Annotated in this window: 19 protein-coding genes and 3 tRNA genes; all 22 read left to right on the top strand. The window is 43.2% G+C overall.

Annotated features, from left to right (window positions below):
• The first annotated feature begins 180 nt into the window (after positions 1-180).
• The 22 genes from DXB91_RS05745 (at position 181) to DXB91_RS05640 (ending at position 22,902) form a co-directional block, all read left to right on the top strand.
• Positions 181-456: a hypothetical protein gene (locus DXB91_RS05745; protein WP_015534433.1), complete on the top strand. Its 276-nt coding sequence runs from the start codon at positions 181-183 to the stop codon at positions 454-456.
• 28 nt (positions 457-484) lie between these two features.
• Entirely contained in the window at positions 485-1,327 is an 843-nt protein-coding gene (locus DXB91_RS05740; RefSeq protein ID WP_055145945.1) for a fumarate hydratase, read from the top strand.
• An 18-nt stretch (positions 1,328-1,345) separates the two neighbouring features.
• On the top strand, positions 1,346-1,942 hold the full coding sequence (locus tag DXB91_RS05735) for a Fe-S-containing hydro-lyase (protein WP_118017032.1): 597 nt from the start codon (positions 1,346-1,348) through the stop codon (positions 1,940-1,942).
• A 192-nt stretch (positions 1,943-2,134) separates the two neighbouring features.
• Positions 2,135-3,403: a fibronectin type III domain-containing protein gene (locus DXB91_RS05730; RefSeq protein ID WP_118017031.1), complete on the top strand. Its 1,269-nt coding sequence runs from the start codon at positions 2,135-2,137 to the stop codon at positions 3,401-3,403.
• A gap of 174 nt (positions 3,404-3,577) precedes the next feature.
• Positions 3,578-3,665 (top strand) — tRNA-Ser (locus DXB91_RS05725).
• A gap of 31 nt (positions 3,666-3,696) precedes the next feature.
• Positions 3,697-3,768, top strand: a tRNA-Asn gene (locus DXB91_RS05720).
• A gap of 17 nt (positions 3,769-3,785) precedes the next feature.
• Positions 3,786-3,856 (top strand) — tRNA-Cys (locus DXB91_RS05715).
• A 116-nt stretch (positions 3,857-3,972) separates the two neighbouring features.
• The gene (locus DXB91_RS05710) at positions 3,973-5,442 is read left to right on the top strand and encodes an FHA domain-containing protein (RefSeq protein ID WP_243003527.1); all 1,470 of its coding nucleotides are present in this window, start codon (positions 3,973-3,975) and stop codon (positions 5,440-5,442) included.
• Between the two features lie 140 nt (positions 5,443-5,582).
• Complete coding sequence (locus DXB91_RS05705) at positions 5,583-7,274, top strand: tetratricopeptide repeat protein (RefSeq protein WP_055272027.1); 1,692 nt, start codon at positions 5,583-5,585, stop codon at positions 7,272-7,274.
• Between the two features lie 18 nt (positions 7,275-7,292).
• Entirely contained in the window at positions 7,293-7,616 is a 324-nt protein-coding gene (locus tag DXB91_RS05700; RefSeq protein ID WP_070098442.1) for a hypothetical protein, read from the top strand.
• On the top strand, positions 7,597-8,988 hold the full coding sequence (locus DXB91_RS05695) for a hypothetical protein (RefSeq protein ID WP_243003526.1): 1,392 nt from the start codon (positions 7,597-7,599) through the stop codon (positions 8,986-8,988). The genes DXB91_RS05700 and DXB91_RS05695 overlap by 20 nt, the downstream gene beginning before the upstream one ends.
• A gap of 14 nt (positions 8,989-9,002) precedes the next feature.
• Entirely contained in the window at positions 9,003-10,199 is a 1,197-nt protein-coding gene (locus DXB91_RS05690; protein WP_015534440.1) for an FtsW/RodA/SpoVE family cell cycle protein, read from the top strand.
• Between the two features lie 30 nt (positions 10,200-10,229).
• A complete protein-coding gene (locus DXB91_RS05685; protein ID WP_118017030.1) occupies positions 10,230-11,651 on the top strand; it encodes a L,D-transpeptidase family protein in 1,422 nt (473 codons plus the stop codon).
• A gap of 30 nt (positions 11,652-11,681) precedes the next feature.
• Positions 11,682-12,557, top strand: a complete 876-nt coding sequence (locus DXB91_RS05680) for a hypothetical protein (protein WP_015534442.1) — start codon at positions 11,682-11,684, stop codon at positions 12,555-12,557.
• 247 nt (positions 12,558-12,804) lie between these two features.
• Positions 12,805-13,464, top strand: a complete 660-nt coding sequence (locus DXB91_RS05675; protein ID WP_118017029.1) for a helix-turn-helix domain-containing protein — start codon at positions 12,805-12,807, stop codon at positions 13,462-13,464.
• A 67-nt stretch (positions 13,465-13,531) separates the two neighbouring features.
• Positions 13,532-15,232, top strand: coding sequence for a sensor histidine kinase (locus DXB91_RS05670; protein WP_118017028.1), 1,701 nt, complete (start codon positions 13,532-13,534; stop codon positions 15,230-15,232).
• The gene (locus DXB91_RS05665; protein ID WP_022217373.1) at positions 15,225-15,914 is read left to right on the top strand and encodes a response regulator transcription factor; all 690 of its coding nucleotides are present in this window, start codon (positions 15,225-15,227) and stop codon (positions 15,912-15,914) included. Before DXB91_RS05670 ends, DXB91_RS05665 begins: the two co-directional genes overlap by 8 nt.
• Positions 15,915-16,125: 211 nt before the next feature.
• On the top strand, positions 16,126-16,827 hold the full coding sequence (locus DXB91_RS05660) for an RluA family pseudouridine synthase (protein ID WP_022217372.1): 702 nt from the start codon (positions 16,126-16,128) through the stop codon (positions 16,825-16,827).
• A gap of 143 nt (positions 16,828-16,970) precedes the next feature.
• A complete protein-coding gene (proS, locus tag DXB91_RS05655; protein ID WP_022217371.1) occupies positions 16,971-18,404 on the top strand; it encodes a proline--tRNA ligase in 1,434 nt (477 codons plus the stop codon).
• 91 nt (positions 18,405-18,495) lie between these two features.
• Complete coding sequence (locus tag DXB91_RS05650) at positions 18,496-19,827, top strand: CCA tRNA nucleotidyltransferase (RefSeq protein WP_117549950.1); 1,332 nt, start codon at positions 18,496-18,498, stop codon at positions 19,825-19,827.
• A gap of 177 nt (positions 19,828-20,004) precedes the next feature.
• Positions 20,005-20,997 carry a hypothetical protein gene (locus DXB91_RS05645; protein ID WP_242992643.1) on the top strand — a complete coding sequence of 331 codons (993 nt, stop codon included), beginning with the start codon at positions 20,005-20,007 and terminating at the stop codon, positions 20,995-20,997.
• A gap of 153 nt (positions 20,998-21,150) precedes the next feature.
• Positions 21,151-22,902: a phospho-sugar mutase gene (locus DXB91_RS05640; protein WP_117549954.1), complete on the top strand. Its 1,752-nt coding sequence runs from the start codon at positions 21,151-21,153 to the stop codon at positions 22,900-22,902.
• Positions 22,903-23,014 lie beyond the last annotated feature (112 nt).

The raw sequence follows: 23,014 nt of genomic DNA, 5'->3' as shown, positions 1-23,014 counted from the left end.
GACAGTACATCTTTTTTTATGTCCATGGATGTTTACAGATTGTGTGCAAATAGCCGTTATGATATACTTATCTTGGATTACACATTGGGAGAAAATAATCCTGAACGCAGGATTTTGAAGGTTATTATAAAGAGATTGGAATTATGGGAAAATACAATAAAATTATTGGGGGTAAAAGGCATGACGGCGAATGTGATACAGGTGGTGGCATCGGCAGCTACAACGGCTGCATCTACGGTTACAGAGGCAACAACGGAAGGAAAACTGGACAAGATATTCCAGAGCTCCGAGAAGGCGTCTGAACTTTCTTACAGTATAATGAACATCATATATATATTGGCGGCGATGATCATAGTTGTTGCGATATTTACAGTGGTGTTATACATATACAAATTCATCATGAACAGGAGAGATCCAAACTACAAAAAGAACGATGATACGTTCCTGGATGATTAAAACAAATTTATAAAATGGCGGTGAAGAGATGAGAGTTATTGCAGCAGAAGAGATTACCAGAAATGTAAGGGAGATGTGCATCGAAGCAAATGTAAATCTGTCTGAGGATATGGAGAAGGCGGTCAGGGATTCAGTAGAATCTGAGGACAGTCCGCTCGGAAAACAGATACTTGGACAGTTATGTGAGAATCTGGATATAGCAAAGGAGAATGATATTCCTATCTGTCAGGATACGGGAATGGCTGTTTTCTTTGTGAATGTTGGACAGGATGTACATATAGAAGGAATGAACATAACTGATGCCATAAACGAAGGTGTGAGACAGGGATACACTGACGGATACCTGAGAAAATCAGTGGTAAAGGATCCTCTTATCAGAGAAAATACAAAGGACAATACCCCGGCGATCATACATTATGATATAGTTCCGGGAGATAAAATAGAGATAACTATAGCTCCAAAGGGATTTGGAAGCGAGAATATGAGCAAGGTGTACATGCTCAAGCCGGCAGATGGAGAAGAGGGTGTGAAAGCTGCTGTTCTTCAGGCTGTAAAGGATGCAGGACCAAATGCATGTCCTCCCGTATTTGTAGGTGTGGGTCTTGGAGGAGACTTTGAGCTCGCTGCGAAGCTTGCAAAGAAGGCTCTTACAAGAAAGGTCGGAGTTCACTCAGACAGAGAGCATATAGCAAGGATAGAGAGTGAGCTTCTGGAGATGATCAACAACACTGGAATAGGACCTGGCGGTCTTGGAGGAAAGACCACGGCACTGGCTGTGAACATAGAGACATATGCCACTCACATAGCCGGAATGCCATTGGCAGTTAATATGTGCTGTCATGTGAACAGACACGTTACGAGAGTATTATAGGAGGAGGTTAGGTTCATCATGGATAGACATATAAAGGCACCATTTGACAGAGAAGAGGTAAAGACCCTCAAGGCAGGGGATTATGTATATATAGATGGAATAGTGTACAGTGCCAGGGATGCCGCACACAAGAGAATGTATGATGCCATCATGGAATCAGGATGCGTGGACGCCAGTGGAACTGAGTTATACGAGAAGGGCATAGTTCCTATAGACCTTAACGGCAATGTGATATATTATCTCGGACCGACACCGGCAAAGCCTGGACAGGTCATAGGATCGGCGGGACCGACAACCAGCAGCAGAATGGACAAATACACTCCACTCATTCTCAGCAAGGGTCTGTGTGGAATGATAGGAAAGGGAAAGAGAAGCCCGGAGGTTATACAGGCAATAATCGACAACAAGGCTGTGTATCTGGCAGCCGTTGGCGGTGCAGGAGCGCTTCTCTCCAAATGTATCAAGAAATCCGAGGTGATCGCATACGATGATCTCGGAACAGAGGCTATAAGGAAGATGACAGTGGAGAATTTCCCAGCTATTGTGGTTATAGATTCAGAGGGACACAACCTGTATGAAACAGCGGTAAAGGATTATCTTGAGCAGAATAAATAATACAGGAATAAAATAAAAAGTATACAGAATCTCAACAATGAATTAGCAAAAATGCACAAAATAATTGTTGAATATTACAGTCACAATAATGTTGACTAAAATATATTAAACTTGTAAACTTTTAATATGAGTTAGTCTCATATTAAATTAATTGTTGTATTAACAAGGGAAAGAAGAAAAAGGAGAGATTTAATGAAAAGAGAAAAAGTTTTCAACAGATCGTTATTGATCCTTGCAATCATGTCAATCATGCTCTTTGCGATGACAATAACAGCATCGGCTGCAAGTGCAGTTACAGGACTTGAACAGTCAGGTGATAGTAACACAAGTGTAGAAGTAAAATGGAATGCTAATAATTCTATAGGTGAAAGATACAGATTGGCCTATGATACATCAAGAACAGGTAGTTTCAGTAATACTACATACACTACAAGTGATACAAAATTAAGAATTTATGGACTTCAGACTGGTTGTACATACTATGTAAAGGTTCAGACAATGGTGGGTAATAAAGTTGCTGCAGAGACGAGTCCAATTCAGGTAGTTACAAGCCCTAATTATGTTGATTACAAGTCGATAAAGCAGACTTCAGGTACAAAGAACAAGATTGGTTTATCATGGAATAGTGTATCAGGAGTATCAGGATATTTAGTTGCTAAATATGATGGAACTAAATTAAACGAAAAAGCATCATTTACTGTTAAGACTAATAAAGCAACTATATCAGCTCAGGCTGGAAATCATTATAATGGATATAGGATAATTACATATAAAATATCAGAGTCAGGTTATGTTGCATTATCTGATTATTATGCATCAACAGGTACACTCTATGCTGCGGCTGTAAATCCACAGTATCTTGCAGATGCAAAGGCGGGAACACTTGTATGGAAGCCTGCTACGAAAGGAAATGTAATAACAATCGGATGGAAGCCAAATCCAAACTATGATCGTCCATCAGGATATCAGGTTCAGATTTATTCTATCGATGGTAAGAAGAGATTATATACAACAAAGGTTACAACAAAGAGAGAGATAACAATCAACAATGCCAAGCTTCGTAAGGCAATCAACAACAGAGGATTTAAGGTTAGAATTCGTTCATACCAGGAGGCTAATGGCGGTGTAAAGTGCTGGAGTGACTGGTCAGCATTTAAGACAATAGTACCTCAGGCATGTATCAAGACCGGTAAGGCAGTAAGCAATTCAGCCGCAAAGGTTTACTGGAAGAAGGTAGCAAATGCCAAGTACTATGTTGTATACTACAGAAAGAATACAAGATCATCAAAGTGGACAAAGAAGAAAGTAAGCGCTAAGACTACATCATATGTAATAAGAGGTCTTAAGAAGTACCAGACATTCGAGGTATATACAATTCCTGTTGTCAAGGTAGGCGGTAAGACATACAGAGGTTCTCAGTGTGAGCGTTACGCAGCATACATAAGAACAGTATACTATTAAAATATGGTTATATAGTAAGAGAGGGCGGATACAAAAAAGTATCCGCCTTTTTGTCGTTTTTTGGCTTATTATTTTCTTGTAAAAACTCCTTGACATTCACTGCCAGGTTTGGTATTATAAACAAGCGTCAAAAATTAAATACTCTTTGGTAGGAGATTTTTATTTAGGCATTTTGCAGAAGTACTCAAGTGGCTGAAGAGGCGCCCCTGCTAAGGGTGTAGGCCGTTTGCGCGGCGCGAGGGTTCAAATCCCTCCTTCTGCGTTTCCTTTTTGGGAGATGCTTATGACGTTATTCCTCGATAGCTCAATGGTAGAGCACTCGGCTGTTAACCGAGGGGTTGTAGGTTCGAGCCCTACTCGGGGAGCTTTAATTAAATAATATGGTGCGATAGCCAAGTGGTAAGGCCCCGGTCTGCAACACCGTCATCGCCGGTTCAAATCCGGCTCGCACCTCTCAAGCGGAAGATATATGTAATATATATCTTCCTTTTTTTGTAACCTTGAATATGCTTTTTTTGTCTGTTATACTGTAGAGGTATATTGGCTATTGAAATAGTAGGAGGTGGGGTATGACTCAAATTTTAAAAGATTCAATAAAAATTGAATACAAACTTGATCAGGTTACTCCTATTAGCAAATATGAAATGAATGCCTATAATGTGCCTTTTGCAGGCAACACAAGCATGTGCAGGGAAGTGTTTGTTAAGGGGGAAAGAAAACTTGAATTCTCAATAGATGGGGATATGAGTCTTAGTCAGATAATGCAGAAACCGGTTTTCAGGGATGAACTGGTGGAATACATATTCAGCATAAGCAAGCAGCTTGTGTCAGTCATACAGAATGGACTAGCACCCGAGAAGGTAGTGTGGGATACGAATTATATGTATGTGAGATTTAGTGACTTCTCCATACAGCTTCTGTATCTTCCATTTGAAAGCAAATTTGACAAGAAGGACATTGGGGAGTTCGTGAAGAGCATCTTGTCAGGATTTGTCTATGCACACACACCAGCCATAGAATGTGCTAACCAGATAGTTGATTATTTCAACGATCACAGGGAGTTTGATGCATTTCATTTCAATGAATTCGTGTCAGATCTCAGAGCATCAAGTCAGCTCCTTATAATACAGGGTGAAAAGGGCAAGAGTAAGGTACTCACTTCAAATGACAATAATAAAGAGTTTGCAATCCACAAAGCCGAGGAGGCAGCCAGAAAGGCTGAAGAGGCAAGAATGCAGGCCGAGAATGAGGTAAAGAGACAGATAGAGGAAGCAAAGTATCAGGCGGAAGTTGCCAGACAGGCAGAGGAGACCCGTATGAAGGCCGAGGCGGCAAGGGTCGAAGCCGAGATATGGAGACAGAAGGTCACTGCTGAGGCAAAGGATTATGAGCAGACAGCGGTACTCACAGCTCAGGATATGTACTCATATCAGGGCAATTCCGATGACAGTGAGAGGCTTAAGGCTGAAGAAATGTTCAGGAATGCCGAGGAGGAGCGAATCAGGGCAGAGAAGGTTTCATCGCAGTATGCAGATGAGATAAGACGTGCCAGAGAGCAGGAGATGCATGCTGAGGAGGCTAGAATGCAGGCAGAATTTGCAGCCCGCAAGAATGCTGAGGAGGCTAAGAGACAGGCAGACCTTGCAAAGCTCAAGGCGGAGGAAGCCAAGAGACTCAGCGAGCAGCCGGATGAGGAGCCACCTACAACACTGTTCAGCAACAGAACACTTGTCACAGGCAGCAAGCCGACCCTCACCAGAAAGACTACGGGTGAGAGCGTTCAGATTAATAAACAGGTATTCTGTATTGGCAAGGCTGATCAGGGTGTTGACTATAAGGTAACAGGAAACAAGTCTATAAGTAGAAGACATGCCTATATCACCAGTATCAATGGAACACATTATCTGAGAGATAACAACTCAACAAACCATACATTCCTGAACGGAACTCAGGTGTACAGCAATGTTGATGTGGCTATCCCTGATAACAGTGTGATAAGGCTTTCAAATGAGGAGTTCATATTCAGGATAAATTCTTAAATATGAAGTTCGATAAATGTAATAAATCAGGTTGATCCGTAAGGGATGTGTCAAGTTTTCTATGAAAACTTGACATGTAGCTCCAGCCATTTGCCGAAGGCAAATTTTGCATGGCTGGAGTTCAAGATGGAGGAAGAGATATGTATTGTGATAATTGTGGTTGTGAATTGGGGGAGAACGTAAGAAAGTGTCCTGTCTGTGGAAAAGAATTTCCTTTGATAGAGCCGGAAGTTGACGACAGCACAACTGTGCTTACAAGTGAGCCGGACGTCGATGAGGACGATGACAGCACAACTGTCCTGACAGGCGGAACACAGGGCATGCCTCAGATGATGCAGCAGCCACAGGGTAATCCTGTGCCACCGCAGCAGCCTCAGATGGGAATGCCACAACCTCAGATAATGCCACAGGAAGGCGCCGATATAATGATAAAGAAAAAGGGCGAGAAGAAGGGTATGAGCAAGGGTGCAAAGGCCGCACTCATAGCTATACCAGTGGCTATCGTCATCGCTATAGGCGTCTTTGCATTTATATTTGTTCCAAAGTTTAGAAAGTATAACGAGGCCAACGACCTCATGGACCAGGGAAAGGTTGAAGAGGCCGTGACACTGTATAAGGATCTTGGAAAATTCAAGGATTCCTATACAAAGGCAAACGGAGACGCTTATTATGAGTATGCCGAGGGTCTTGAAAAAGAAGGCAAGAACCTTGAGGCGGCTGAATATTATAAGAAGTCAGGCAACAGCAGAAAGGCTGCAGAGAACTACAGCAAGTCATCTGACGGTGACGAGGAGAGTTTCAGCAGCGATGACGCATTTGATAAGGCTTATCAGTGTTATTACAATGCGGGAATGGATCAGATGAATGCGGCATCCTACGATGCAGCCATAGATGCGTTCAACAATGCAGGCTCATACAAGGATGCATCGGACAAGGTTATCGAGTGTACATATAAGAAAGCGGAGGCACTTATAACAGCCAAGAAGTACGATGACGCCATCAGTATTCTGTCAACCATAGAGGAGTACAGCGATTCCCAGACTCTTCTTGCAAAGTGCTATTACAACAAGGCATCAGAGCTGCTCGACAGCGGCAAATATGACGATGCGTATGATATGTACATGAAGTCAGAATTTGATGACTACAAGAACAAGGCCAGTGAGTGTACATACAAGAAGGCAGAGCAGTATTACAAGAACAAGGATTACGAGAATGCTATCAAGAGCTATGATAAGGTGGACAAGGATTACAAGGACTGTGTAGCTGAGAAAGACAAGTGTTATCAGGCACTTGGAGCCCAGGCATACAAGGACAAGGAATACAAGAAGTCAGTTGATTACTATGAGAAGGTAGTCAAGACTGATGTGTCCAAGAAGATAGCAAACGGAAAGCTTGCATTTGCAAATGCAAATAAGAACGCAGCCAATGAGACTACAATGACGTATCTCGGAGAACTCAGATACGACGGCAACGAGAAGGCTCAGAAGCTGTATTCAGAGCTTGTGAAGTGGAATATAGAATCATTTGTAAACAGCAGTGAAAAAGATCTTGATAAGGGATCTAACAGCATCAAGACAAAGGATGGATCAGATATATATATTCATACGTCATTTGGATTTGACGGTGATGACTCTATGAAGATATCGGGATACGTTGTGTATGCGGATGGAAACAAGTCTGACGTCATAACATTCTCAGATCCTGTGGTTGACGGCTGGTCAACATGGGTCAAGATATCAGGTGACAGCGCACCTAAGGGTGTAACATATCTGTATCTTCAGAACGAGACGACCAAGAAGATCATAGAGGTATATCCGTTCACAATAAAGTAAAGAGACAGGGTGATATATGTGATAAACAGACCTGAATTGCTGGCTCTGGAATTCTACAAGTTGCGGCCTTTTAAGGGCAGTGACAAGGGTATCCGTTACATGATACAGAAGGATGTTGTGGAGATTGAGCCGGAGGGTGAAAAAGATCAGACAGAGGAAGATGCACCGAAGGAGACAAAGACTGTACTCACGGCATTTATATGGCCGGAGCCATTCTGTTTTGAGGTCACACCGGATGAACAGAAGGGATCGAAGCAGTTTGATTTTTCCGAGGAAGGATTGTGTGAGGCCATAGCCTGGTTGAATGAAAATCATGATGCATATGCACAAAAAAAACAATAATAAACTACTTAAAAGAATAATTGGAATAACAGCGACTGTCATCATTCTGGTGGCAGCAGTTGTTGCAATTATTTTTTTTCATCTTATGAGAAAACCTCAGATAAAGCTTGTGGAGGCCATGGTAAATACCATCAATTCTTCCAGAGAGTCGGAGATGAATCAGCAGTATGGCACATTTGACATGGGTATGAACATGATAAATGGCAGTCAGAGCTTTTCATTTGAGGATAATTCTGATCACAGCGTTGACATATCGCTGAAGAGAAGTGCTTCGAATCACAATTTTCTTGCGGAGGCAGGAGTTGATGACAAGACATTCAAGCTCTATGCAAATAAGAGGACTTCTCTCATATATATAGATGATATGGCAATCAGAATACAGTACGCTGACAATCTCATCACGAACATGAGCAATTCTCAGGTGGTATCACTGCTTGGGATAGACAGCGACACAGTGTACTCATTTGGCACTGCCTATGAGAACTGTATGAGGATGGCTGCAAATAATTATGCGGACATCAACGGTGACGATATCCAGACAGATATTATCCAGAAGACACTTAAGTATTTCTTCAATATGGAGGGTACGAGTGAGGGAAAACAGACTGTGGTTACTGGGGATAGTACACAGGACTGCAAGGTGTACTCGGTCATCTTCAATGTGGATGATTTCTATAGTTATCTGGATGAATGTTTTGGCACACATGATATAGATCTTCAGGAAGTGTATGACATGTTTGGCAAATACATACCGGAGATAGATACCATTGACAATACGGCAGAATTGGTACATGATATAAAGCAATTTGTGGATGAAATGTTAGACGGCAGGGATATCACGCTCTATTTTGCTGTGAACAGTAAAAATGAGCTGGTCAAGCTGTATGCGGATCATGTGTCCGACAGGAATATGAGCATGTCGCTGACATTTTACGGAGACAAATATACAGCACAGTCGTATGAGTTCACTGTTACTGACAATTCTGACAACCATCTTGTGATAAAAAAGAGGGATGTGAGCAGTGACGGAGAGACAGGAGTGGTGTTTGATGTGGATATATCGGCAGCCGATCTCATGGATTCCATGAAGCCTGTCAGTATAAGTGCATCGCTGGAGCTTAGATTGTCTGGAAGTGATGCAATTCTTGGTATACAGGTTGGAGATGCCGTGTTCAGAAAAAATGCGGAGATCACCGGATATGATAAGGGTAACAGCATTGATCTTGCGTGGAGCGGGGACAGTGATGGAAGCATGCATATCGGCTGTGATTCAGGAGCGATAGAGAAACCGGAATACAGGGACAGCCTGGATATATTTGACACAGATGTGATAAGTGCGTATAAATTTATAAAAGAGATAATGAACAGATAGATGGAGATTTGTATATGAGTGATACATCAGTTGTGGATAACTCCACGGGCAAAGAAAAAAGCAGATATACATCGGGAACCATATATAAGATGATAATTGCTATAACGTTCCTTCTGGCATTTGGACTGATAATGATATTCAGCGCATCCAGTTACGGCACGGCTGCCAGCAATTTCAGAAGCCAGTTGGTGTTTATCGTTTTCGGAGCATTGGCAATATGGGGATTGGCGTTTTTCCCATACGGTCTGTATAAGAAGCTTACATGGCCTGCATATTTTCTGTCATTGATACTGACATTTTTGCTTCTCACGCCATTGGGAGTAAATGTAAATGGTGCGACGAGATGGATCCAGATCCCTCACATACCATTCAGAATCCAGATCGCTGATATAGTGAAGACTCTCATGATCATATTCATAGCTTCATTTATAAGCAGCAAATGGAGAGAGATGCATAAGTGGCAGACTGTCATAATACTGTGGGTGCTTGTGGGACTCCAGGCGGGACTTTTGCTCGTCATATCCACAAACCTGAGTTCGTGTCTGGTCGTTCTTGGAATATGTTACTGTTCAACATTTATAGCCAGCAAGAACTGGAAACTGCATTTGGGAATATTGCTGATAGCTGTGGTGGTGGCGGTGGTCTATGTGAAGGTAGCCACGAGCTACCTGCCTACGGAGGAAGAACTTCTGTCAAATGACAACTTCCGTGCAAAGCGAATCCTGGGATGGCTGTACACAGAAAAATATGAGAAGAGTGCAGGATATCAGGTCATACAGTCGCTGTATGCCATAGGAAGCGGATCTTTCTTCGGCAAGGGACTTGGAAATGGAACACAGAAGCTTTCGGCTATACCGGAGGCCCAGAATGATATGATCTTCGCGATAATCTGCGAGGAACTTGGTGTGGCAGGAGCAATCATGTTATTTCTTCTGTATGGCTATCTGTTATACCAGATGTATGTTATAGTTAAAGAGTCATCGAACGTATTTGGAAGCATGATGGTCATAGGTGTAATGGTACATCTTGTATGCCAGATAGTGATCAACGTAAGCGTTGCGACAAATGTAATTCCGAATACAGGTGTCACTCTTCCTTTCATAAGCTCGGGAGGTTCCGCACTTCTCATGACCATGGTCGAGTGTGGTATGTGTATAGGAATCAGAAGGCAGCAGACGAGAAGAGTGTATCAGAAGCATTTGAATGAATAAAATCCATGTGAGGAATAAGAGAGGTAGTATATGGTAAAGTTTAGAAAAATTGCGTTTTTGACAATGGCAGCAGTATTGTTGTCAACTTGTGCGACAGGAATCTCAAATCTGTCAGAAAGCAGGGTCGGCGGACAGTACACGGTGTACGCTGCGGAGGCTCAGGCTGATGCCGGAGAGAGTGTTGCGACATTGACGGATGCAACTGCCACTGTGAAGAATAAGAAGGGCTGGTATACCAAGAACGGTAAGACATATTATTACGATGAGAACGGCAAGGCGTTAAAGAGCAAGTTCCTTACATACAAGGGCGACAAATATTATTTTAACAGATATGGCCGCATGGTGAGAGGACTTAACAAGATCCAGAATAATTACTATTACTTCAGAACAAACGGCAAGGCACTGATGAATACATGGAAGAAAATAAAGGGTAAGAAGTATTACTTTGGTTCTGATGGAAAAGCCTATAAGGGTGCACATAAGGTAAAGAATAGCAAGTATTACTATAATTTCTCAAGTAATGGTTATCTTGCGGAGGGTGTCAGAAAGATAAATGGCGTGACATACAGATTTGGTTCCAATGGAAAGCCATATACAGGATGGTATACTACAAAGCTTGGAAACAGACAGTATTACAGCGCTTCAGGTGTTGCATACAAAGGACCTAAGAAGGTAAATGGCAAGTTGTATCTGTTCGACAAGAATGGTGCACTGGTGAAGGGCAGAGGCTGGAAATATTACAACGGCAAGCGTTACTTCGTAAGCGTTAAGGGAACATTACTCACCGGATACAGATATGTGGATGGAGCATACTATTACTTCAGTAAGAGCGGTGCCATGTACAGAAGCAAGTGGGCATATGCGAATGGATATAAGTTCTATTTCAACAGAGGTGGCAAGAGACTCACAGATGTTGATAAGATCCTCGGAAAACAGGATTCCTATGAGATAAAGGTCAACAAGACCACAAATGTTGTGACTGTATATGCAAAGGATGGCAACAAGGGATATATCATTCCGGTAAAGGCATTTGTATGTTCAGGCGGTGACACAACACCTCTTGGAACATTCTGTACCCCGGCAAAGGGAAGATGGTGGACACTGATGGGGCCATGCTATGGACAGTGGGATACACTTATAACAGGTGATATACTTTTCCACTCTGTGTATTACGGAGAGGAGGATCCTACCACATTATCAGTCAGCGCTTATAACATGCTGGGAACGACATGCTCACACGGATGTATAAGACTTAAGGCAGGAGATGCAAAGTGGATATATGACAACTGCGATCTTGGAACAAAGGTAACTATATTCGAGAGCGATAAGAGCGGTCCGTTCCCTAAGCCTACATCAGTTCAGCTTGATTACAGCCATACATGGGATCCTACAGATCCAACCATGGCATACAAGTGTAGAGAGAACGGATGTCATAAGGGAATAGCGTGGTAATATCGTGTTCAATGTGGAGAGAATAGATATATGAAAAAAGCGTCGTGGATGGACATGGGCAGAAAATATATATTATTTATGATTGCGGTCATCTGTTTTGCAGGTATCTGCATGGGATGCGGGAAGGTGGATGACGGTCAGGAGGAGAGTACCGGTATCCAGATAAAGAGCGGTGATGTTGAATCCGCGGAGGATATGACTCAGATAGGAGTGTATCTCGATGTGGATAAGAACAGTTCCGAGATAACGGATGTGAAGTACAAGATATCCGGTGACATAGGTATCGTGAGTTTCAGGTACAGCGGAGTGAAGGTTGAACTCAGAGGCTCCTGCAAATACGAGATGTACGATCTGGCGGGCGTTGAGAACACCAGCAATGGTGACATGATAACCGGCAACATCCAGGGATACAGTGCTACTTATTACACTCTGACTCCCGGACGTATAGCTTTCTGGAGCGATGGAACAATTAACTATTCGCTATATATATACGTCACAGCCAGTGATGAGGTACTCAATGAAGTGCTGTCACATATAGTATTTGAGAACAGATATACGGACAGGGCTGATGTCCAGCAGCAGATAGAGACGGACAGCAGAGCATTTGCTGAGAAGATCGTGAAGGTGTTCAATGATGAAGATCTTGAGACCATGAAGGATATGGTTTTATATCCTCAGGAGACAAGTGGTGGACAGTCCATAGCAAATGAAAATGAGCTGTTGAATGTTGATAAGAAGGCGCTGTTCACTGACATTCTTATGAAGGCTCTGAACGATGAGAATGCACTGGATAATCTGAGAAAAACCAACGACGGCTCCGAATATGTAATTGGAACAAACTATAAAAATGTACATTTCAGACTGAACGACGACGGACAGTTTGTCATCACAAAAATAAATAACTGATATTTACCCCCCTGCACATAAGGGCAACTGATATGTGTAGGGGATTTTTGTGCTTAAAATACTGAAAATGTTCTATTTGCCACGAATAAGTTCAGAATGTGATAAGTATGGTGGAATAAACAGATATAGTGAGAAAATTTAGAGGACGATTCGCGTTGAGACTGTGTATTAAAGTCCTTAGAATTGTATCAGGACAGGAAATAACTTAAGACAGGACCTGATCTGAGACAAGGAGGAGATATACACGATGACAGAGAGAGTTTACAGTATAAGTGAGGCAGCAGCCAAGGTTGAGGTTGAGTCACATGTGCTTAGGTATTGGGAGGAAGAGCTTGAGATCGATATCAAGAGAAATGACATGGGTCACAGGTGCTACAGTGAGAAGGATGTAAAGATACTTCAGAGGGTTAAGACTTTGAAGGATAAGGGGATACAGCTCAAGGCGATAAAGGATATGGTTCACAGAATGTATGAACTTCTTGACGAGGGAGAGAGCACAGAGGAAAAAAATGCGGATGATGCGGTGACGGAGCTTATCGCAGAGAGTGAAAATACAGAGAAGAAGACCATAGAAACCATAAGGGTGAGCAGCGATGTGGGGGATGATTCAAGAATAGTTGATTTCAAGATGGCACAATTCCAGAATATCATGGACAAGATAATCAGCAACTCCATAAAGGACAACCTTAAGGTGATAACACAGTCAGTGTCCGCTGCGGTGTCCGATGACGTGGTAAAACAGATGGATGTGCTGATGAAGGAGAAGGAGGATCAGGAGGAAGCGAGATACAGAAAGCTTGACGCCACCATAAGAGAACTTCAGAAGACCAGACAGGAGGTTGCGGCAACGGAGATAAAGATGAAGAAAAAGGGCATTTTTAGAAGAAAACAGAGAGAGAGTTTATAAAAACTTCACACACTAACAATGGGGATTAATGCTATAATTAGCGCTAGTAAGATGGGAGTTAACACGAATGAAGATTACTAAGAAAGTTAAGATAGCGATAATTTTTATATGGATAGCAGCGATATTGTCCATGGTTATAGGTACGGCTATCATAGGGCGATATTTTATCACTGGAACTTATGGCCGAAATCACTCACTGCAGCTTTTATATTCGGAGGACGATCCGGTCAATGATGTGTACAAATCTCTGTCCACATTGCGTGAGGAAGTTATAAGCAAGGTGAAGAAGAATCCTTCATACTATACAACCCAGGATAATGCAGATGCACTGGATGAAAAGAGCTCGGTATTAAATACTCATATAGCAGTGAAGAAGGATGGAGAGTACATATATAGTTCCGTTGATCCTTTTTCTGAGAGCCTGAAGGAGCAGTTAAAGAGAAATGATAACAGTTCGAATATCAATGCGATAGATGGTGATTCGATTGATACCGGAAATAACAGTGATATAAAGGTTCAGGAATATCTCATAACCCAGCCGTCATTCTATCTGTGCAACCAGGTATCATATGTGCTGGATGGAAGTCAGGTAGATATTTACATGCTCACATACTATGGTAATTATATGGCGAAGTTCAGGGGAACCATCATGGGTTATTCCATACTGATGGTTCTAATGATGATGCTCCTGAGCGGTGTCGTGGCATTCCTTGTATACCAGCAGTTTGTGAATCCTCTTGTCAAGCTCAAGGAGGCAGCAGAGCGTATGGGCTCAGGCAACCTTGACGAGAAGATAGACTTTGGCGATAACAGAGTCGATGAGGTTGGTGAGCTCTGTGAGTCATTTGAGGATATGAGACAGAAACTGTCAGACTTTACCAAGGCGAAGATGAGATATGAGGAAGAGAACAGGCAGCTCATAAGCAATATATCACACGATCTCCGTACTCCTATCACGACCATCAAGGGTTATGTGGAGGGAATCATGGATGGAGTTGCAGATACCCCTGAGAAGCAGGAGAGATATCTGAAGATGATATACAGCAAGGCAAATGAGATGGACAGCCTCATCAATGAGCTTTCACTGTATACGAATATCAACAACAACGCCATACCATATGAGTTCCACAGGGTATCGGTGAAGGATTATTTTGATGACTGTATGGAGGAGGTATATACGACGCTCCTTTCCAAGAACATGACGCTCACATACAAGAACTATTGTGATGACGATGTGAAGGTCATAGTTGATCCTGACCAGCTCAAGAGGGTCATCAACAACATAATTACAAATGCTATCAAGTATACCGATAAGGAATATGGACAGATAGATATCAACATATATGACAATGACGCGGAGGTTAAGGTATCCATAAGCGACAATGGCCGTGGAATAGATTCAGAGAGTCTGCCTCATATATTTGACAGAATGTACAGAGCTGACAGCGCAAGACAGTCAAGAGGCGGAAGTGGTCTTGGACTTGCTATATGCAAGAAGATCGTTGAGGAGCACGGCGGCAACATATATGCCACAAGCCAGCTTGGTGTTGGAACAACGATAGTATTTACCCTGAAGAAGTATATTCCAAAGGTTGAGGAGATCGGGGGTGATACTTCTGACGCCAGCGGTGAACAGCAGGCAAATGTAAAAAAGGATACACAGAAAAAAGATGATCAGAGAAAAGACAATCAGAAAAAGGATGGTCAGAGAAAAGGATCATTGCAGATCATAAATTCACTAAAGAAAAGGAGAGATACAGATGAGTAAGATATTGATCATAGAAGATGAGCTTAGTATTGCAGAGCTTGAGAGAGATTATCTGGAGCTCAATGATTTCGAGGTAGAGATAGAGACAAATGGACTTAAGGGTCTTGAGAAGGCATTGGATGAGGAATATAGTCTTATCCTTCTGGATCTCATGCTCCCTGAGGTGGATGGATTTGAGATATGCCGACAGATAAGGGAGAAGAAGGATATTCCGATCATCATGGTAACAGCCAAGAAGAATGATATAGACAAGATCAGAGGTCTTGGTCTGGGAGTTGACGACTATGTCACAAAGCCATTCAGTCCAAGTGAGCTGGTGGCAAGAGTCAAGGCGCACATATCCAGATACGAGAGACTTGTTGGTTCAACGGCACTCAAGAATGACGTCATCGAGATCAGAGGTCTTAAGATAGACAAGACGGACAGAAGAGTGTATGTTGATAACGAGGAGAAGGTATTTACGAATAAGGAGTTCGATATACTGTGCTTCCTTGCCAGCAACCCAAACAAGGTATTTTCCAAGGATGAGCTGTTCAGCAAGATATGGAATATGGACAGCATAGGAGATATAGCCACGGTTACTGTTCATATCAAGAAGATCAGAGAGAAGATTGAATTTGACACATCGAATCCACAGTACATAGAGACTGTGTGGGGCGTGGGCTATAGATTTAGGATGTGATAAGAAAGCCCCAGACGGCGAACATGCAGCGTTCATGCTTGCATGAAACGCTGCATGTTCATCGGATGGGCAGATATTCATGAGCATGTATGCCGATAGGCAGGAATGCGAATGAATGTGCGATTACGAGAGCCACGAAGTGGCGAAGTAATCGTAAGGCTTTCTTATCACAATTATAATAAGCCCCAGATGGCGAATGAGGAGAAAACAAATGAAATTAAACATTTTACATGAGGATAATGATATAATCGTGGCTGTAAAGCCATGTGGTGTGCCAACTCAGCCAGACAAGACCAATTCAGAGAGCATGGTGAGTATGCTCAAGCTCAGGATATACGAGAAGGAGAACAGAAAAGAGGAGCCATATCTTGTGCCTATACACAGACTGGACAGGCCTGTAGGCGGAGTTATGGTATTTGCCAAGACTCCTGAGGCGGCTGCAAATCTCTCAAAGCAGAGCGAGGATGGTTCTATGATGAAGTATTATCAGGCGATCCTCACTGGTGAGCTTCCAAATGACCAGGGAGTTTTGAAGGATTATCTTCTTCACGATACTAAGGACAATGTGACAAAGGTCGTGGACAAGGACACACCTGGAGCAAAGTATTCCGAGTTGGAATATGAGGTGCTGGATGTCATGGATACGGACGAGGGAGTTCTGTCATATATACTTGTTGAACTCATAACTGGAAGACATCATCAGATCAGGGCTCAGTTTGCGAAGAGAAAGTGCGGAATATGGGGTGACACGAAGTACAACCCTAAGTTCCAGAAGACGAAGAAGAAATATAAAGAAATAGGACTTCACGCGTCCAGATTGGAATTTGACCATCCGACAACAGGGGAACACATGGTGTTCAAGCATGAGCCGGAGGGCGGAGCATTTGCCATTCTGGATCTGGATGAGTTTTAGTTAAAATGGTATTTACAGGGCGGATGTTGGCATGTTTCGTGTTGACATACGTCCTGAAATTTTGTAGATTAAAGAGTGTATGCATTAGGTAGTTCAGCTATGCAGCAGATATAGAATGTTTTAGAATTAAGGAGATAAATAAGATGGCAAACGATAAGAAGATGGTTGAAGCTATTACTTCCATGGATGAAGATTTTGCACAGTGGTATACTGACGTTGTCCTCAAGGCAGGACTTATCGCATATACCAACGTGAAGGGATGTATGGCTATCAAGCCCGCAGGATATGCAATCTGGGAGCTTATACAGAAGCAGCTTGATGAGAGATTCAAGGCTACAGGTGTGGAGAATGTGTACATGCCTATGCTTATTCCAGAGAGCCTTCTTGAGAAGGAGAAGGATCACGTTGAGGGATTTGCACCTGAGGTAGCATGGGTTACTTATGGCGGACTCAATCCACTCACAGAGCGTATGTGTGTAAGACCTACATCAGAGACTCTGTTCTGTGATTTCTACAAGAATGATATCCAGTCATATCGTGATCTGCCAAGGGTATATAATCAGTGGTGTTCAGTTATGCGTTGGGAGAAGGAGACAAGACCATTCCTTCGTTCAAGAGAGTTCCTGTGGCAGGAGGGACACACTGCACATGCAACAGCCGAGGAGGCTGAGGCAAGAACAATACAGATGCTGAATCTGTATGCAGACTTCTGTGAGGATGTACTGGCTATGCCTGTTATCCGTGGACAGAAGACAGAGAAGGAGAAGTTCGCAGGAGCAGAGGCAACATACACAATAGAGGCACTTATGCACGATGGCAAGGCGCTCCAGTCAGGAACAAGCCATAACTTCGGAGACGGATTTGCCAAGGCATTTGGAATACAGTTTACAGACAAGGACAACAAGCTCAAGTATGTTCATCAGACATCATGGGGTATGACAACAAGACTTATCGGAGCCATCATCATGGTTCACGGAGACAATTCAGGTCTTGTACTTCCTCCAAAGGTTGCTCCAACTCAGGTCATGATCATTCCTATCATGCAGAAGAAAGCAGGAGTGCTTGAGAAGGCAGCAGAGCTCCGTGAGAAGCTTGGAGCATTCAGAGTAAAGGTCGATGACAGCGACAAGAGCCCAGGCTGGAAGTTCTCAGAGCAGGAGATGAGAGGTATTCCTATCAGAGTTGAGATCGGACCAAAGGATATCGAGGCCAATCAGGCAGTTCTGGTACGCCGTGACACAAGAGAGAAGATCACAGTATCACTTGATGAGATAGATACAAAGGTTGGAGAGCTTCTTGAGACTATCCAGAAGGATATGTTCGAGAGAGCAAAGGCTCACAGAGATTCACATACACATGCAGCTCTTAACTGGGATGAGTTCAAGAATATCATCGACAACGAGCAGGGCTTTGTAAAGGCTATGTGGTGCGGCGAGACAGCTTGTGAGGAGGCTATCAAGGATGAGACAGGAGCATCCACAAGATGTATGCCATTTGCACAGGAGCATCTTTCAGATGTATGTGTACACTGCGGCAAGCCGGCCAAGAAGATGGTATACTTCGGAAGAGCATACTAAAATATAGATAATAATCATGTATAATAACTTCTTCAGCATTTTGCTGGAGAAGTTATTATTTTACAGATATAAAGATGCGGAGAGAAGATATATGAGAATAGACATTCCAGAGGGAGCAAATAAAGTTATAGAGGGTCTTGAGGCAGCAGGCTATGAGGCCTATATAGTCGGCGGCTGCGTGAGAGACAGCATACTCGGAAGAGAGCCGGGGGACTGGGATATCACCACATCTGCCAGACCTGAGCAGGTCAAGGAGATATTCAGGCGAACCGTAGATACAGGAATAGAGCATGGAACCGTAACAGTCATGATGGGCAAGGAAGGCTATGAGGTCACGACGTACAGGATAGATGGAGAGTACAGTGATCACAGGAGACCGGATCAGGTGGAGTTCACAGCCAGCCTTGAGGAGGATCTGAAGAGAAGAGACTTCACCATAAATGCCATGGCGTACAGCCACAGCAAGGGCATAATAGATATGTTTGGCGGTGTGCAGGATCTGAATGACAAGGTTATAAGGGCTGTCGGTGTGGCAAGGGACAGATTCGATGAGGATGCACTTAGGATACTCAGAGCCATAAGATTTGCGGGACAGCTTGGATTTGACATAGAGAGGGATACCCGAAAGGCCATGATCATCCAGGCACAGTACCTCAAGGATATAAGTGCGGAGAGGATCAGGGTGGAGCTCACAAAGCTCCTTGTATCAGATCACCCGGACAAGCTGCTCGAGGCCTATGTTACAGGGATCACTGCATATATCCTTCCTGAATTTGACAAGATGATGGAGCAGCCACAGAACAACCAGTATCACAGATACAATGTGGGTGTACACTCCATTGAGGCGGTTAAGAATATAAGAGCTGATGTAACCATGAGATGGGCGGCACTTCTCCACGATATAGGCAAGCCATCCACACACACTGTGGACGAGAATGGAACAGATCACTTTTACGACCACCAGATCGCGGGAGTTCCACTGGCGGAGGCGGTTCTCAGAAGACTGAAGTTTGACAACAATACCATCAAGGACGTGTGCAAGCTGGTGAGATGGCATGACTTTGGCATGGGCTGCGTTCCGAAGAAGAATACCATCAGGAAGCTTCTCGGAGAGGTTGGAAAGGATTTCTTCCCATATATAATCGAGATCAAGAAAGCCGATATGGCTGCCCAGAGCGATTACAAGCTGGAGGAGAGACAGAGCCAGCTTGCGGAGCTTGAGAAGAAATATGAAGAGATCGTGGCAGATGCTGACTGCGTCAGGATCAAGGACCTCAAGGTAAATGGCGGAGACCTCATAAAGATGGGAATAAAGCCGGGACCTCAGATGGGCGAGATACTTCAGAAACTGCTGGATATGGTTATAGAAGACCCGGAGAAGAACGACAGGGAATATCTTATTGAACAGGTCAAAATGATGTAAGGAGTATGTATTTCCCATATCATATAAAAAAGAATTATTGGATGATGCGATAACAGTCGTAAAAAAATCCGGTAAAATATAATAACTTAAGAATGAATCTTAACAGCCCCTCATACAATAATTTAGCAGGTTATTATTGCTATAAAGTGAGCGACAGTTGTAGGAGGGGGTTTTTATTTGGCTGAAAAAATGGGTGAAGTGTATGAAGCATACGATATGGAAGTACAGGGAACGGGCAGAGGAAGAGGTGCTGTGATCCTGATGACGGACAAGGGGGTCAGACAGGTGTCATCCCTGAATGGAACTGACGAGAGGCTTCAGCAGGAGAAGGAATTCAAGGATAAGATATATGAAAAGGGCTTCTGTAATATAGACCGGGTCGTGGCCAACAGAGAAGACGAGCTGGTGACCTGCGACAGGTATGGAAATCCATTTGTGTGCAGGGAATATTTCCAAGGGCGGGAGTGTAATGCATCAAGCATAAGGGATCTTGAGAAAGCAGTTATAAATCTGGCGTGGTTTCACAGAGCCGGAAGGGAACTGTACATGGAGGAGAATACGTCATACACAAAAAAAACTCCGGGAAATCTGGATAGAAAGGTAAATGAGCTTCGCAGGATAAGAAATTTTGTCAGCAGGAGAACCCTGAAGAATGACTTTGAGATGATGTACATAAAGACATTTGATTATTTTTACAGCCAGGCAGAGAAGTGCCTGTCGCTGTTTCAGGATAATTTCACATACAACGACAAATGGCTAGGCTATTGTCACGGCTCGTATAATTATCACAGCGTGATGTTCTGTGATGGATACATAGCAACCATAAATTTTGACCGGTTCCATGTGGGATACCAGCTCATGGATCTGTACCAGTTTCTCCGCAAAGCCATGGAGAAGAACAGGTATGATATCACCATGGCGAAGGACATTCTGAGTGCGTACAGTCAGATCAATTATCTTGAACATGAGGATTATGAATTCATATATCTTATGTACAGTTTCCCGGAGAAGTTCTGGAAGATAAGTAACCGGTATATGAACACCAGAAAGAGCTACATATCCCCGGTTTTGATGGAAAAACTCCAAAAAGTTATCGAAGATGACCAAGAAAAGCTCAAAATTTTGAGTGAAATTAACGATACCTATGGACTTCACAAGCTGACAAATTAAGAGTATAATGTTGGGGCGTGGATAATAATTGAGTTAGACACGTGATACTGAATTGTGATGTATTTTACAGATGGTTTTTTCGTGTGTGTGTTTTCCATTTGTAGGATGCTCTATGGGTAACATAAAGCAATAGATTTCACAGGAGGCAAAATGATGAGCGATTATAATTACAAGGACGTGTATGAGCAGTGGGTGAACAATCCTTTGTTTGGTCAGGAAACCAAGGATGAGCTCTTAGCGATCAAGGACGACGAGAAAGAGATAGAAGAAAGATTCTATTGTGATCTTGTATTTGGAACAGCCGGACTTCGAGGCATCATCGGAGCTGGTACTAACAGAATGAACATATATGTAGTGCGCAAGGCTACACAGGGACTTGCAAACTACATCATCAAGGCGGGCAAGCAGGACAAAGGTGTGGCAATAGCTTATGATTCAAGAAGAATGTCACCTGAGTTCTCTATGGAGGCAGCTCTCTGCCTGGCAGCAAATGGTATAAAGGCTTACAGATTCGAGTCACTTAGACCGACACCTGAGCTCTCATTTGCAGTGAGATATCTGGACTGTGTAGCTGGTATCAATGTAACAGCATCACACAACCCACCAGAGTACAATGGATATAAGGTATACTGGGAGGATGGCGCACAGATCACACCACCTCATGACCAGGGAATCATGGCCGAGGTAAAGGCCATCACAGATTTCGCAGATACAAAGACCATGGACATGGTAGAGGCAAAGAAGAAGGGGCTTCTTGTAACTATCGGTTCAGAGGTTGATGACGCATACATGGGCGAGCTCAAGAAGCTCATCCTCAATCAGGATGCAATTGACAAGTATGGCAAGGATATCAAGATCGTGTACACACCACTTCACGGAACAGGCAACATCCCTGTAAGAAGGATTCTCAAGGAGATCGGATTTGAGAATGTGTACGTGGTTCCTGAGCAGGAGCTTCCGGATGGAGATTTCCCAACAGTTGAGTATCCAAACCCAGAGGCAAAGGAAGCATTTGCACTGGCACTCAAGCTGGCAAAGGAGGTCGATGCAGATCTTGTTCTGGCAACAGACCCTGATGCCGACAGACTCGGATGCTACGCCAAGGATTCCAAGACAGGTGAGTACAAGGTATTCACAGGAAACATGTCAGGAAGCTTACTCTGCGAGTATGAGGTAAGCCAGATGAAGGAGAAGAATGGCAGCCTTCCGGCAGACGGAGCAATCATCAAGACTATCGTTACTACCAACATGGTAGATGCTATAGCAAAGTATTATGGAACAGATCTCATCGAGTGTTTCACAGGTTTCAAGAACATTGGCCGTGAGATCCTCAGATTTGAGCAGACAGGCAAGGGAACATACCTCTTCGGATTCGAGGAGAGCTACGGATGCCTGATCGGAACCCACGCAAGAGACAAGGATGCCGTTGTTGCAACTATGGCTCTCTGCGAGGCAGCAGCTTACTACAAGGGTCAGGGCAAGACTCTTTGGGATGCAATGATGGATATGTACGAGAAGTACGGATATTATGTAGATGACATCAAGACCGTAACACTCAAGGGTGTTGAGGGATCTAAGAAGATCGGACACATCATGAATATCCTCCGTGCAAATGTACCTGAGGATGTTGCAGGCTACAAGACAAAGGTAGTTCGTGACTATCGTCTTGAGTATATAAGAAACATCGAGACAGGTGAGGTTAAGCCTACCGGTTTCCCTAATGCAAATGTACTCTACTATGAGCTTGAGAACGATGCATGGCTTGCGGTAAGACCTTCAGGAACTGAGCCAAAGATCAAGTTCTACTACGGAGTAAAGGGTTCATCATACGATGAGGCACAGAAGGAGTCAGCAGCATTTGGTGACAAGGTCATGGATCTTATCTATGATATACTTGAAAAGTAATAAAGAAAAATAATCATAAACAAACGGATTGTTACAGTGACGTATAATATACGGTCACAATGTAGCAGTCCGTTTTTTATTTTAAAATAAATTAAGTATACAAAGGAGGTAA

The sequence above is a fragment of the Coprococcus sp. OM06-34AC genome, assembly GCF_003462545.1.
GTDB classification, from domain to species: Bacteria; Bacillota; Clostridia; order Lachnospirales; family Lachnospiraceae; genus Coprococcus; species Coprococcus aceti.
This window is presented reverse-complemented; position numbering and strand designations above follow the sequence as displayed.